This window comes from Kitasatospora purpeofusca (assembly GCF_034043715.1).
Classification (GTDB): domain Bacteria; phylum Actinomycetota; class Actinomycetes; order Streptomycetales; family Streptomycetaceae; genus Kitasatospora; species Kitasatospora purpeofusca_A.
The window spans coordinates 1-12,918 of the sequence record NZ_JAXCLC010000019.1; the positions used below are offsets into that span (position 1 = coordinate 1).

Below are 12,918 nucleotides of genomic sequence, written 5' to 3' on the forward strand. Positions count from 1 at the left end.
CGGGGGGGGGGGGGGTCGCCCCCCCCCCACCCCGGCTGGTGTGCTCGGGTTCTGGTAGTCGTCGCAACACTCCAGCTCAAGGGGTTGCGAGCGGCGGGACGCGGGCCGAGTGACGGCGTGCGGCCCGGGTGACGGGTCCGGTCAGCCGGCCGGGTCCTCCGGTGTCGGCCAGGTGATGACCGAGAAGGCTGCGCCCTGCGGATCGGCGAGGACGGCCAGCCGGTTGGCGGCCATGTCGAAGGCCGGGGTCAGGACGGTGCCGCCGGCGCGGACGACGGCCGTCTGGATCTCGTCGACGTCGTCCACGTTGAAGTACGGCTGCCAGTGCGGCGGGACACCCGGCGGGAAGGTGGACAGGTCCATCATCCCGGCGACCGCGCGACCGTCGACCTTGAACTCGACGTACCCCTCGGCGCCGGGCGCCTCCGAGGGGCCGGTGGTGACCGGCAGCACGGCGGAGTAGAAGGCGGCGGCGGCCGTGCGGTCACGGGTGGCGAGTTCGTTCCAGATGAGGGCACCGTGCTCGTTGACGATGCCCGCGCCGTCGAAGGTGCCGGGCTGCCAGAGGCCGACGACAGCCCCGGTCGGATCCGCGATCACGGCCATCCGCCCGAGGTCCATGACGTCCATCGGCCCCGCCACCACCGAGCCGCCGGCGTCGGTCACGGTCTTGAGGGCGGCGTCGAGGGAGTCCGTGGACAGGTAAGTGGTCCACACCGTCGGCGGCATCGGGTCGGGGACGCTGCCGTCCGGGTTCATCGCCTTCATGATCCCGGCGACCGGCTTGCCCTTCAGGGTGCAGACCGAGTACCCGCCCTGCTCGGCGGGCCCGATCTCACCCTGCCAGCCGAACACCTCACTGTAGAAGTCGAGGGCCGCCTGCTGGTCGGGCACCATCAGGTCGATCCAACACGGGGTGCCGGGCTTGTAGGGGCCGTTCATGTCGGGCACGGATGCCTCCGGGAGCGCGTTCGGCGGGACGGGACGGGCGGTTCCGTACCCGGGTTCGCGCAACCGGAATCGGGCCGCAGGAGTGACGCCCGGACCTGCGGCGCCGGGAGGCGGATTCGCCGGGACGGGCGAATGCTGGGAAGCGGCGGGGCGGGCACCGGACCGGTCGAGGGAGGGAATCAGTCGGCCAGGTCGTCGTCGTCGGTGGCGTCCGGGTCGCCGTACTGGGCCCGCCACTCGCGCGCCCGGGCGTTGTGCCAGTCCACTCCCTGCTGCGCCTGCTGCTCGGAGAGACCGCTGAGCGCGGCGACCTCGCTGAGCGGCACCGGGTCGTCGCGTTCGGCCAGGACGCGGCAGACCTTGGCCGCCCACTGCTCCTCCGGGACGAACGGGCGGTCGCGGTAGACCTCGACCAGTACGGCGAGGTGCTCGGCCGAGCACGCCGTGACGACCCGCTCGCCGTCGAGGCGCGGGTCCGACTCGTGAACGACGGAGGAGTCCGGGACCAGTGCGCCGAGCAGGTCCTCGATGAGGACGACCCGACCGCAGTGGTCGCACAGATCGTACGCCGACGCGTCGTCCGCGTCGGCGCCGCCGTCCTCCGGGGGTTCGTAGCGCTCCACCCCCGACGCCTACCCGGTGGCCGGCGGCACAACCACCCCCGGCCCGGAGCCCGTTCGCCACCGCTCGCGCCACCGGTCGCACCAGTGGTCCCGCCCCTCGGCCGGGGGCGGGCGCTCCCGGTCGGCCACGCGCGCGTGCCCCGACGGCCCCGTCGGCAATCCTCCGAGCCGCGGAACCGTCCCAGTGGGCGCCACCCGGTGGCCGACCGGCGCGGCCCGCGATTGCATGGGGAGCGCCCGAACCCCTGCTCAGGGAGGCAGTCGTGTACGAGATGTGGGCCGAGACCGATCCCGCCGTGGACCCGGCGGGTCTGATGTGGCACGTGGTGTCGAAGGACGACGCGTCGACGGCGCTCTGCGGGCAGTTGCTGGAACTGTCCCGCCGGGTGGTCCCGAACGGCTTGGGGACGTCCGTGGGGACGCCCGACCGCTACTGCGATCCGTGCCTGGTCACGGTGCGCGAGACGATGGCCTCCGCCGACCACTGAGCGGCGGCCGGGCCCGCGGCGCGGCGGAAGGTGTCGGAGTCCGGGACCGGTGACAGGCTCCCCGGGCCGGGTGACTGGTGCCGCGGCATCAGCCGGGATCCTGCTCCGGGCGGATCACGGGGTCGGGCGGGTCACGGGGTCAGGCGGCTCACGGGGTCGGGCGGGTCGTCGCTCCAACCGGCCGCGTCGCGGTCCTCCAGCTCCTCCCGGAGGCGCGCCAGGGTGGCCGAGAGCAGCCGGGACACGTGCATCTGCGAGACGCCGATCCGGTCGGCGATCTCGGACTGCGTCCGGTCCTCCCAGAACCGCAGTTCCAGCACCAGCTGCTCGCGCCTCGGCAGCCGCCCGAGCAGCGGACGGACGGCGGTGCGGAACTCGGCGAGCTCTATGCCCGGGTCGCAGCACCCGAGCCGGTCCAGCAGTGCGCTGCCGGACTCGTCGAGGTCCTCCTCGCGCAGCGCGTCGAGGGAGTTCGCCCGGTGGACCCGGGTGGCCGTCAGCCCGTCGACGACCTCCTCCATGCTGAGGTCGAGCGCCTTCGCGATCTCCTCGGGGCTCGGCGGCCGGCCGAGCTCCTGCTCCAGCCGGTCCGAGCCGCGCGCCACCGCGAGGTAGCACTCCTGCATCCGGCGCGGCACCCGGACCGGCCAGGAGGTGTCCCGGAAGAACCGCTTGATCTCACCGGCGATGGTGGGGATGGCGTAGGTGACGAACTCGACGCCACGCCCCGGGTCGTAGCCGTCGACCGCCTTGATCAGGCCGAGGGTGCCGACCTGGAGGATGTCGTCCATGTCCTCGGGGCGGTGCCGGAAGCGGCCGGCGACGAACCGCACCAGCGGCATGTTGAGTTCGACGATGGTGCCGCGCACGTAGCTGTAGGCGTGTGTCTCACGGGCCAGCCCGGCGAGGCGGTCGAATAGCGCGTCGCTGAGTTCGCGCGCCTCGGCCTTGCCCATGGCCCGCAGCCGCGCCTCGGTGGGGCGTGGGGGCAGGTCCGGGGGCAGGTCGGACGTCACCACGGGCGGCGGGACGTCGGCAGGGGCCGGCGTCCCGCCGGGAGCTACGGACGGCGGGGCGGGGGTAGCGGACGGTGGGCCGGCTCGGTGGCCGAGCCCCAGAGTCGGTACGGACACGGCAGCACTCCTGGGGAACGGGTAGACCCCGGACCGCGCGAGGGGGGGTGGGGGCGTGCGATCGCCCGCGCACCGCGGCCCCTCGTTCCGAAACCTCTGCCCGGTTTCGTCGAGCGACGGTCCAGGTGGCACCTGAGAAGGGCACGGGAACGGTCCGCGGCGTTCCGCGGCCGCCCCGTACATGGTGGTACCCGACCTGGGAGGATTCATTCTGTTTTGCGTGGTTCGCTCTCCCTGCTCCGGGAACGCGTGGGCATGGCCCTCGGAACGCCCCGCATCGGCCCGTGGGCCCTGGTCAGGACCGGTCGAGCAGCAGGCGCGCGGCCACCTCGGCGCCGTCGGTGCGGATCCCGGCGGCCACGGCCGCGGCCCGGTCCCGGGTCTGCGGCGACAGGACGACCCGCAGCGCGGCGGCGACGGACCCGGCGGTCGGAACGGCCGTGTCGTGCACCGCGCCGATACCCAGCTCGGCGACCCGGGCGGCCCAGTACGGCTGGTCGACGATCTGCGGCACCACCAGCTGCGGCGCACCGGCCCGGGCGGCCGCCGCCGTGGTGCCCGCGCCGCCGTGGTGCACGACTGCGGCGACCCGGGCGAACAGCGCCTGGTGGTTCACCTCGCCGACCACGAAGCAGTCGCCCGGGCCGGCCGCGCCGCCGCCCTTGCCGCCCGGAGGTTCCGCGCCGCCCGACAGGTCCGCCCAGCCCCGGCCGACGACCACCCGGTGGCCGGCCGCCCCGGCCTGTTCGACGGCCAGTCGGGCGACGTCCTCCGAACCGCGCATCGGCATGCTGCCGAAGCCCACGTACACCGGCGGCTGGCCCGCGTCCAGGAAGGCGGTCAGCCCGGCGGGAAGCGGGCGCGGGTCCGGCAGCAGCCACGCTCCGGTCTGCACCACGTCGAGTCCGGCGGGCAGCCGCCACGGCCCGAGGGTCGGGTCGGTGGCCAGCCACGGCCGCTCGGTGAGGACGTGGTCGCGGACGTTCGCCACCGTCGGCAGGCCGACCGACGCCCGGTGCGCGTTGACCGCCCCGCCGAACAGCGCGTTCATGCTCTCGACGTCCAGCTCCCACAGCTCCGCGTTGCCGGCTCCCTCGGGCGGCGCGGGCCGGCCCGGGTACCGGAACGGCGGGTGGTGCGGCGAGGGCAGGGCGGTCGGCTGCAGGCCCGCGTAGACGAACCGGGCACCCGCCTTCTCCGCCGCCGCCCTGGCACCGGCCGCGCTCGGGAACAGCCCGGTCGCGACGACCGCACCGCCCTCCGCCGTCTGCCCGAGGACCGCCTCGTAGGACGCCGCCGTCAGCCTCGCCACCCGCGTGGGGAAGTCCGTCGGCGCCTGCGCCGCGCCGGTCACCAGCGCTCGCACCGGGTCGCCGACCGGCACCAGTGGTACGCCGAGCGCGGCCGACCTGGCCGCGAACTCCTCGTCCGGCGGAGCGCAGAGCCGTACGTCCGCGCCCAGGTCGCGCAACCGCACCGCGAGTCCCACCAGCGGCTCGACGTCCCCCCGCGACCCGTACGTCGACAGCACTACACGCATTCCGCTCTCCTTGCACATCTGCTGTTCCGGCGCCTTTCCGGCTCCGGCACCTCTCCGGCTCGGGCCTCGGGCCTCCGGCTCGGGCCTCGGGCCTCGGGCCTCGGGCCTCGGGCCTCGGGCCTCGGGCCTCGGGCCTCGGCGGGTGATTCTCCGATGTCACCGGGGCCTTGCCGCAAGCCCCCCGGTCCGCTGTAGCTTGGTAGTGGTGATGATCATCGGTCGGCCGCCGCGCGCCGTACCGCGCTCGTGGGGCTCCGGCCGGGAGCGGGGGCGTGGTGGGGCGGCATCGGATCCTGTTGCTGGACGCGGCGCCCGGGGACCTGCTCGGCGCGGAACTGGAGCGCCTGCTCGGCCACAGCCTGGCCGTCACCCTGAACCTGCGGCGGGTCACCGACCGGGCGGCCGCGCGGGACGCCTGGGGCGGGCGCGTGGGGTTCACCGACTTCGACCCCTTCGACGAGGCGGCCCTGATCGCCGAGACCCTCCGCGACGGCGGGCACCAGGCCGTCAAGTCCCGGGCGGGAGTGCCCTTGCGCGCCGCGTTCCTCGCGGCCACGGCCGGTGATGCCGCCGCTCCCGGGGCGGCCGGCGCGGCGACCGGGTCGCTGCGGGTGATCGGCCGGGCCGGGGCGGGCACCGATCATGTCGACCTGCCCGCCGCCGCCCGCCACGGAGTGGTGGTCACCCACACGCCCGGGTCCAACGCCGACGCGGTCGCCGAGTTCGCCCTGGCCCAACTGCTCGCCCTGACCCGGGACCTCCCGGGCCACAACGCGGCTTCGCACCGAGGTGATTGGCGCAGCCCGGCGGCGCCGCCCCGGGCGCTTTCCGAGCTGACCCTCGGCGTCCTCGGCCTGGGCCGGACCGGCAGCGCGCTGGCCGGACGGGCCCGCGCCCTCGGCATGACCGTGCAGGGCGTCAGCCGCGGCCCGGCCCGGGGGAACGGTGTCCGGCGGGCGGACTCCCTCGCCGGACTGCTGGCGACCAGCGACGTGGTGTCCCTCCATCTCCCGCTCACCGCGCGGACCCGGGGGCTGATCGGCCGCCGCGAACTGGCGCTGCTGCGGCCGGGCGCGATCCTGCTGAACACCGCCCGGGGCGGGATCGTCGACGAGCGGGCCCTGGCCGACGCCCTGCGCGATCCCGGGCACCCGCTCGCGGCGGCGGCCGTCGACACCTTCGAGCACGAGCACGCCGCCTTCGACTCACCGCTGTTCGGACTCCCGAACGCCCTGCTGACGCCGCACGTCGCCGGGATGACCCGCGGTGCCATGGCCGAGGCCGCCGTCCGCTGCGCCGACCACGTCGCCGCGCTGCTGGCCGGCCGCCCGAACGGCGTGCCGGTCGCGACCGGCTGACGGGCCATCCGCCCCTGCCCCTGCCGTTCGGCAGGGGCGGAGCGACCAGGTGGGGCTCGGTAAATGTGCCGATCGGCACATGTGCGGGTGGGGGTGCCGCGACCAGGATTGGGGCATCGAGAGGGCGGCCGACCGGGCCGCCGGGGAGGGAGACCCACCATGTTCCGCCTTCGTACCCGCAACCGTGCCACCGTCCGGACCGCCCGGGCCACCGCTGCCGCCGGGCTGGCCCTCGCGGCGCTCACGGGCGTCGCGCCGGCCTCCGCCGATGCCCTGTCCATCGGCTCCGGGCCCCTCGGCTCCGGGCCCATTGGCTCGGGGCCCATCGGCCCCGGGCCGGCTCGCTCCGCGTCCGAGGACTCCGCGCCCGAGAGCCGGGACGGCCGGTCCACGCGGCCGGCGAGCGTCAGCGGCAGCGGCCGGATCTGGTACGCCTTCTCCCCGGACGACGAGATCTGGTTCACCGTCGACGCCCGGGCGAAGCCCTACTCCCGCCCCCTTCCCGGGACCAAGTCGCCCAACGGACTGCCCACCGACGCCGTGGGCACGGTCCGCTACTCCCACCGGGTGGCCGCCACCGGGGAGACCTTCAGCGCCGAGGCCGAGGTGGACTGCCTGAGCACCGGCGGCCCGGTCGCCACCCTGACCGCCGTCATCAGCTCGGACGCCGGGAACTCCAAGGAACGGATCGGCCTGAGCGTCTACCAGGGCAGCGCCCGCGACGGCGCCCGCCTCGGCTTCTCGTGGGGCGTGGCCAACCTCGACATGGACGCCGACCAGAAGCCCTACCAGCCGGTGGTCGGCACGTGCATGGCCCCGGCCCCGTTCGCCCCGGTGCTGCGGGGCGGCTACACCGTCCGCCACGTGGAGTTGGAGGCCCCGAAGTCGCCCGGCCAGTAGGGCACGGCCCGCCTCGGGCCGGCCGAGGGATCGGCCGGGGCCCGACCGGCCCGACGGACGCCGTGCGGGTCCGGGGTCAGGACGCGGTGAGGCCCGGCTGGGCGCCGGCACCGCAGGACCGGGCCTCGATCTCCCCCGGCACCGGCACCGTGGCGGCGGGTCCGGTGGGTCCGGCGGGGCCGGCGGGGCCGGGGACGACAAGGACCCGCCCGGCCGCCGCAGGGATGCGGCGACCGGGCGGGAGACCGGGGCGGACGGGGTCCGGGCTTCGGGGTCGGAAGCCCTGGTTCGGACCCCGGGGCAGCCGCCTCCGGTCAGCAGGTGCCGGCCGCGCGCTCGCGCACGACCAGATCGGTGCGGCCCGCCGTGGCGTCCAGCCAGACCACCCGGGTCCCCCGGTCGGCCACCGGGAAGTACTGGCCGCCCCGGTTGCAGGACATCCGCTCGGGGGTGCCACCGGTGAGCGGGAGCTGCCAGAGCTTGGGCAGGTCGGTGTTCTTGGTGCCACCCGTCGCACGGCGACCGGCCTCGGCGAAGGTGACCGCCCGGTCGGAGGCGGTGAGGCCGGCGATCCGGCGCGGCTCGGAGCCGGCCCCGGAGCCGGGCCGGGGGCCCGCGGGCAGGAGGTCCGTCACGCCGGAGCCGTCCAGCGCGCCGGAGCGGATCGTGCTGCCCTTCGTCCGGTCGTAGGGCGTCTCGACCCACAGCAGCCGGCCGCCGGCCAGGCGGGTGCTGCCGACCTCGGTCCCGGCGCCGGCGTTCGCGTCGTCCACCACGTACTGGGCGACGACCTTGCCGGCGGCGAGCGAGTAGACGGTCGGCGCGCTCACCGTCCGCTCACCGACCTGCCAGCTCTCGGTCCAGGCGAGCAGGCCGTCGTGGAGGGCCAGAGCGGCGGCGGCATGGCCCTCCGGCAGCGCGATCGGCACCGCCGGGGCACCGTCGCGGGAGATCGCGGGCCCGCTGCGGCCGGTCGCGTGGTCCGGCATCAGGAAGGCGATATCGGCGCCGGAGACCCGGACGTCGCCGAGGTACTGGTTCACACCGCGGTGGACGCTGCGCACCGGGCCGCCTGCGAGCGGCCGGGCCAGCACCTCCATGCCCCAGGCGCCGTCGGCCCCCGGCCCCATCGCCGCCCACACGGCGGTCGTGCCGTCGGTGGCGGGCCAGCTGTGCGAGCGGCCGTCCTCCGGGCTGAGCCGGGCGGGCTCGGCGGAGCCGCCGACGGCACCCCCGTACACGGCCATGCTGCCCTTGGCGCCCTTGCCCGCGGTGGCCACCACCCAGCGGCCGGCGGCGACATCCGGTGTCACGCTCTCGGTGGAGAGGTCGCGCAGCAGCGGCCGGCTGTCCACGCCGATCCGCCGCTGCCAGCCGTCCTTGATCCCGTGGGCGTCGAAGGCACCGGCCACGGTGCGGAGCTGGGCGCGGTCGAGACCGAGCGAGCGGCCCGCGGCGAGCACCGCGTTGCGGGCGTCGACGAAGTCGTCCAGGGGGGTGAGGTACTCGGCGAGCGCGCGGTAGACCAGGCGGTCGGCGAGGAGCGGGTCGAGGGTGCGCCGGATGTCCCACAGCGCGCCCGAGACGATGGTGGAGTTGAGGTGCACACCGCCGTTGTCGACCCCGGCCGGCGCCCCGATGTAGTCGGCGGCGGTGCTGCGGCGGTCGTCCAGCCTGCGGTCGGCGCAGGTCTCGGGGGTGCCGGTGCGGCAGAGGTCCTCGCCCAGCAGTGCGGCCCTGGGGTCGGTCATCGGGATGCCTCGGCTGGTCACCTCGATGGCGTTGCCGAAGTAGTCGGCGAGGGCCTCGTCGAGGGCGCCGGACTGGCCGAGGTAGACCAGCTCCGCGGTGTGCTTGACGACGCCGTGGGTCATCTCGTGGCCGGCCACGTCGCGGGCGACGGAGAACGGGCGGTACTTGCCGCTGCCGCCCCCGTAGATCATCTTCTGGCCGTCCCAGTAGGCGTTGTCCATGGGTTCGCCGAAGCTGGTGACGTTGACGACGGAGGTGATCGGTCCGGCCTTGCCGTCGATCCCGTCGCGGCCCAGGCGGTCGCGGTAGAAGTCGTACACGGCGGCGGCGTTGAGATGGGCGTCGGTGGCGCCGCTGGTGCCGGTGGTGGCCGGGAACTCGGTGGTCGCCGAGGCGGCCGGGTGGGCGTCGGCGGGCAGGGTGCGGTCGTAGTCCATCACCTCCCGGCCGGCCGCGTCGTAGGTGGTGACGGTGGCGGGGCGGGTGAGGTCGACGAGCTGGTAGGTGCCGTCCGGGAGGCGGCCGATGTTCACCCGGGCGGGGCGGCCGAGGACGTCGGGCGCGGTGCCGGTGGCGGGTTCGAGGGCCGGGGCGGCGGCTGCCGCCGCGACGGCCGGGACACCGAGCGGGTACGGGGCGCGCACCTCGTAGGAGAGCGCGACCTGCCCGACCGCGGCGTCCACGAACACCTCCTGCGCCTTCGCCGCCCAGACCGCCGGGTCGCTCCCCCGCACGGTGAAGTGGCGGGCGAGCCGGCCGGCTCCGCCGGGCAGCACCACCAGGCCGTGGTCCTCGGCCGCCGCGCCCGCACGGGCCGCCGGGTCTTGCACCGCGCCGATCGCGAGCCGTCGCAGCACCTCGTCCGGCACGCTCTGCACGGTCGGGGCGGTGAGCCCGGTGAAGTACTTGCCGCCGGCCGACTCGACCCGCTGTCCGGCGCCTTCGCCGACCAGGTGGACCAGGTACCTGGCCCCGAAGACGGGTATGCCGCCGTGCCGCTGCTCGAACCTGACGGTGCGCCGGCCGTCGGCGGCGCGCTCCACACCGGCCTCGGCGAGCTGCGCGGTGTCGACCTGGTAGCGGTCCTGATGGGCGGCCAGGTGGGCCCGGGCCGCCTCGGCCGGGTTGTCGCCGGGGGCCGCCTCGGCGAGGCCGGTGACCAGCTGCGGAGCGGCGGTGTCCGACCCGGCGACCAGCCCGGGCACCGGGTCGGCGTCGGCGGACGGCCCCCCGGCCGGTCCGGCGAACGCGGGTGGCACGGCCACTCCGAGACCGAGCACGGCGGCGATCGCGACGCCGAGCAGCTTGGGTCCGGGTGTACGGGAACGGTGATGCACTGCGGTCCTCCCACGGGAAGCTGCCGGCCTGGCGGCATGCCAGGCCCTGCTGAACGGCGGACGCCCACCCCCACGGCTCGTCCGTTCTCCGGAGCCGGCGGTCCGCCCTGCGGGATCAACATAGGCCATCTCTCTGCATATGTCGATCGACTGCATATGCAGACCGACCGAGACTCCTTGCCCCCGACCGAAGACCCGCCCCCATCGCCCCGCCCCACCAGGGCAATTGACCCGCCCTCGACCCCCGGCCCGCTGGACGTCCACATCGCGGGTAGGCGAACAGGGCCCCCGGAGACGACGAAACCCCCGGCCCGGCCACCTCCGTGAGGTGGCCGGGCCGGGGGCAATCGGCCCTGCCGAACGACCCGTCGAGCTACTCGACTTACAGCGGGGGCGGCGGACGGCGGGCGAGGAGGTCGGAGACCTTGGCCGTCGAGAAGGGGGAGACCGCGAGGGCGAGCGCCAGATCCGCACCGGCGCGGTCCCGGCGCGGCAACGGCGCGGTACCGGCGGCGGGGATGCCACCGGAGAGGATCACCCGGGCCACTTCTGGGAACGGCTGGACATCAACCGGCCGTCATGGCCGTGACCAGGGCCTTGGGACGCCCGACGGCTCAGGCGGACCGGGGGCCGGCCATCAGCGTGCGGCTTCCGCCGCCCGAGGCCCCGCCCTGCCCGTCGGCCCCTCGGGCGGCGGCCGCGCACACGCGCCGGAGCAGCGAGTTGAGCTCGACGCGCTGGCCCCTCGTCAGTGCGGCCAGCAGGCCGTCCTGCGCGGCGGACGCGTCGGAGTGGAGCAGGTCCAGGGCGGCCCGGCCCGGGTCGGTGATCGCCAGCAGTTCCTGGCGCCCCCCGATGTGGACCACCATCGACTCCAGCAGGCCCCGGGAGAGCAGGTCGTCGAGTGCCCGGTCCGCGTCCGTCCCGGGTATCGCGAGCCGTTCCACGAGATCCCGTCGGCCGTGCGGTCCCAGGGTGGCCAGTGTCGACAGCAGCGCCTGGTGGGCCGGGGTCAGTCCACGGTGTTCCAGCCGCTCCGCGAGCAGGCGGTCGACGGCCCGGCCGGCCTCCGAGAGGAGGTAGACGGTCTGCTCGAACGGACTCGAGGATCCCTTCCGTCCGTCGTACAAGCCGTGTCCCCATCGTCGAGAGCGTGCGACGCCCCGCAGCCGGGACGGTAAGCCGAGGCTCACCATATCCGCGCTTCCGACCGTTGGTCTACATCGATGTCGTCACTACGGTCACCGCCCGGTGAGCGCCTCCGCCGCGTACTCGACGTACTCGTGCAGGCCGTAGGCGAGGCCCAGTGCCAGCACGGCCGAGGCCACCACCGCGGCGAGGAGTCCGGCGACGGCGAGCCGCGAACTCCGCCCCTCCGGTCCGGCGGGCGCCGGCGCCAGCAGGGCCTGGACCCGCAGGGGGACCGGCCCCGTGCTCACGGACAGGGGCCGGGCGGCGCCGTGTCCTCCCGGACCGGCCGCGCCGGCCAGGGCGGCACGGGCGATCGCGGTCGCGGCAAGCCGCCGGTCGGACACCGAGCGGGCGGCCGCCTCGTCGGCCCACCGCTCCAGAGGGAACTCCAAGCCGGTCCGCAGCCGCGCGAGGGCCGGATGGACGGCGGCGGCGAGGTCGGCGGCGGCCGAGAACAGGTGGTGGCGCCCCTGGAGGTGGGCCCGCTCGTGTGCGAGCAGGACCGCGCGCTCCGACGCCTCCAGGGTTTCGAGCATGCCCTCCGTCACGACCACCCGGCCGGCCCGCCCCCGGTGGCTCGGCAGGGCGAACGCCTCCGCCTCCGCTCCCGGCACGATGAGCACATCGCCCTCCGCCCTCGCCCCGCCGGTCAGCTGCCACGCCCGCGACAGCAGCGCGCGGTGGCGGCGCGCGGCCCGCACCAGTCGGACGGCCTGCACGACGAGCAGGACTCCGGCGACGCCCGCGACCGGCAGCACCGCCGGCCAGTGCGTCGCCACCCCGGTGAGCGGCAGCTGTTCGAGGCCCGCCAGGAATGGCACATGGAGGAGGGCGACCAGCACCGCGACGGTGCCGCCCGCCAGCAGGACCGCCGCGCCCGCGAGGGCCAGCGCGGCTTCGCGCGGCGCGAGCAGCCGCGAGAGCCGGGACGCCGCGGGCACCGCACCCCAGGGCAGGAGGACGGCCAGGGCGACGACGACCAGGACCGGCGTCATGCCTCCTTCACCCGCGCCGAGTCCTCCGCCCGCGCCTGGCCCTCCGCCCCGGCGAGCCGTCCGCTCTCCGCGGCGATCAGGAGGCTTCGCAGCACGTCCTCGTCGTCCGCGGACAGCGAGGACACGAACCGCTTCAGGACGAGATCCCGCTGCGGTTCCTTCTCCAGCTCCCGGCGCATGCGGCCCGCGGCCAGACCGGCGGCGTCCGCCACCGGCGCGTAGGCGAAGGAACGCCCCGGACGCGTCCGGCCGAGCGTCCCCTTCTCGTGCAGGCGGGCGAGGATCGTCGCCACCGTCGTCCGGGCGAGGTCCTGCCGCAGCGCGCCCTTGACCTGCTGGGCGGTCATCGGCTCGGCGGACGCCCACAGCACCGCCAGCACGTCCGCGACCAGTTCCCCGTGCGGACGCCTCGCCTCCTGCCTGCCCCTCACCATCTCGCTCCCCGCTCCCGCCCCGTCCCGATGCGCTCGACCGGCACACCCCGCGCCGACAAGGCCGACGGCCGGGGCCGCCCGGACCGGCGCGGTGGAGAAAGGGCGCGGCCGATGTGGGTGAGGTGTGCCTCGGTCGACTCTACGCGGACCGTCCGCGCACACCGCGGGCCAGTCCGCCCGGCGGCGACCGGTCCCGGCGGCACCCGTCCGTACCCG

The 12,918-nt window shown here is 75.7% G+C and carries 12 protein-coding genes; 3 read left to right on the forward strand and 9 right to left on the reverse strand.

From position 1 onward, the window contains the following. Positions 1–141: 141 nt before the first annotated feature. Both SM793_RS12435 and SM793_RS12440 read right to left on the reverse strand, forming a co-directional pair. On the reverse strand, positions 142–942 hold the full coding sequence (locus SM793_RS12435; RefSeq protein ID WP_320438255.1) for a VOC family protein: 801 nt from the start codon (positions 940–942) through the stop codon (positions 142–144). 188 nt (positions 943–1,130) lie between these two features. Beyond that, a complete protein-coding gene (locus SM793_RS12440) occupies positions 1,131–1,574 on the reverse strand; it encodes a hypothetical protein (protein WP_320438189.1) in 444 nt (147 codons plus the stop codon). Positions 1,575–1,837: 263 nt separating this feature from the next. On the opposite strand from SM793_RS12440, the gene SM793_RS12445 reads away from it, so the two are divergent. Continuing rightward, positions 1,838–2,062, forward strand: a complete 225-nt coding sequence (locus SM793_RS12445) for a hypothetical protein (protein WP_320438190.1) — start codon at positions 1,838–1,840, stop codon at positions 2,060–2,062. Between the two features lie 131 nt (positions 2,063–2,193). On the opposite strand, the gene SM793_RS12450 is transcribed toward SM793_RS12445, so the two are convergent. Together SM793_RS12450 and SM793_RS12455 are read right to left on the reverse strand one after the other, a co-directional pair. Further along, a complete protein-coding gene (locus SM793_RS12450) occupies positions 2,194–3,081 on the reverse strand; it encodes a SigB/SigF/SigG family RNA polymerase sigma factor (protein ID WP_320438191.1) in 888 nt (295 codons plus the stop codon). 409 nt (positions 3,082–3,490) lie between these two features. Further along, positions 3,491–4,735, reverse strand: coding sequence for a glycosyltransferase (locus SM793_RS12455; RefSeq protein ID WP_320438192.1), 1,245 nt, complete (start codon positions 4,733–4,735; stop codon positions 3,491–3,493). A 272-nt stretch (positions 4,736–5,007) separates the two neighbouring features. Between SM793_RS12455 and SM793_RS12460 the strand changes: the two genes are divergently transcribed. After that, a complete protein-coding gene (locus SM793_RS12460; protein ID WP_320438193.1) occupies positions 5,008–6,093 on the forward strand; it encodes an NAD(P)-dependent oxidoreductase in 1,086 nt (361 codons plus the stop codon). 159 nt (positions 6,094–6,252) lie between these two features. Beyond that, the gene (locus SM793_RS12465) at positions 6,253–6,993 is read left to right on the forward strand and encodes a hypothetical protein (RefSeq protein WP_320438194.1); all 741 of its coding nucleotides are present in this window, start codon (positions 6,253–6,255) and stop codon (positions 6,991–6,993) included. Positions 6,994–7,307: 314 nt separating this feature from the next. On the opposite strand, the gene SM793_RS12470 is transcribed toward SM793_RS12465, so the two are convergent. The 5 genes from SM793_RS12470 to SM793_RS12490 form a co-directional block, all read right to left on the reverse strand. Further along, positions 7,308–10,082, reverse strand: a complete 2,775-nt coding sequence (locus tag SM793_RS12470) for a M4 family metallopeptidase (RefSeq protein WP_320438195.1) — start codon at positions 10,080–10,082, stop codon at positions 7,308–7,310. Between the two features lie 382 nt (positions 10,083–10,464). After that, the gene (locus SM793_RS12475) at positions 10,465–10,620 is read right to left on the reverse strand and encodes a hypothetical protein (protein WP_320438196.1); all 156 of its coding nucleotides are present in this window, start codon (positions 10,618–10,620) and stop codon (positions 10,465–10,467) included. A gap of 76 nt (positions 10,621–10,696) precedes the next feature. Next, positions 10,697–11,212: a MarR family winged helix-turn-helix transcriptional regulator gene (locus SM793_RS12480; RefSeq protein ID WP_320438197.1), complete on the reverse strand. Its 516-nt coding sequence runs from the start codon at positions 11,210–11,212 to the stop codon at positions 10,697–10,699. A 111-nt stretch (positions 11,213–11,323) separates the two neighbouring features. After that, the gene (locus SM793_RS12485) at positions 11,324–12,268 is read right to left on the reverse strand and encodes a M48 family metalloprotease (protein WP_320438198.1); all 945 of its coding nucleotides are present in this window, start codon (positions 12,266–12,268) and stop codon (positions 11,324–11,326) included. Beyond that, positions 12,265–12,699, reverse strand: coding sequence for a BlaI/MecI/CopY family transcriptional regulator (locus tag SM793_RS12490; protein WP_413815942.1), 435 nt, complete (start codon positions 12,697–12,699; stop codon positions 12,265–12,267). The genes SM793_RS12485 and SM793_RS12490 overlap by 4 nt, the downstream gene beginning before the upstream one ends. Positions 12,700–12,918: the final 219 nt, after the last annotated feature.

Bases quoted from the DNA above. Each gene is read 5' to 3' on its own strand.
- SM793_RS12455 (WP_320438192.1), bottom strand. From the start codon at position 4,735: ATGCGTGTAGTGCTGTCGACGTACGGGTCGCGGGGGGACGTCGAGCCG.
- SM793_RS12465 (WP_320438194.1), top strand. From the start codon at position 6,253: ATGTTCCGCCTTCGTACCCGCAACCGTGCCACCGTCCGGACCGCCCGG.
- SM793_RS12435 (WP_320438255.1), bottom strand. From the start codon at position 942: ATGAACGGCCCCTACAAGCCCGGCACCCCGTGTTGGATCGACCTGATG.
- SM793_RS12485 (WP_320438198.1), bottom strand. From the start codon at position 12,268: ATGACGCCGGTCCTGGTCGTCGTCGCCCTGGCCGTCCTCCTGCCCTGG.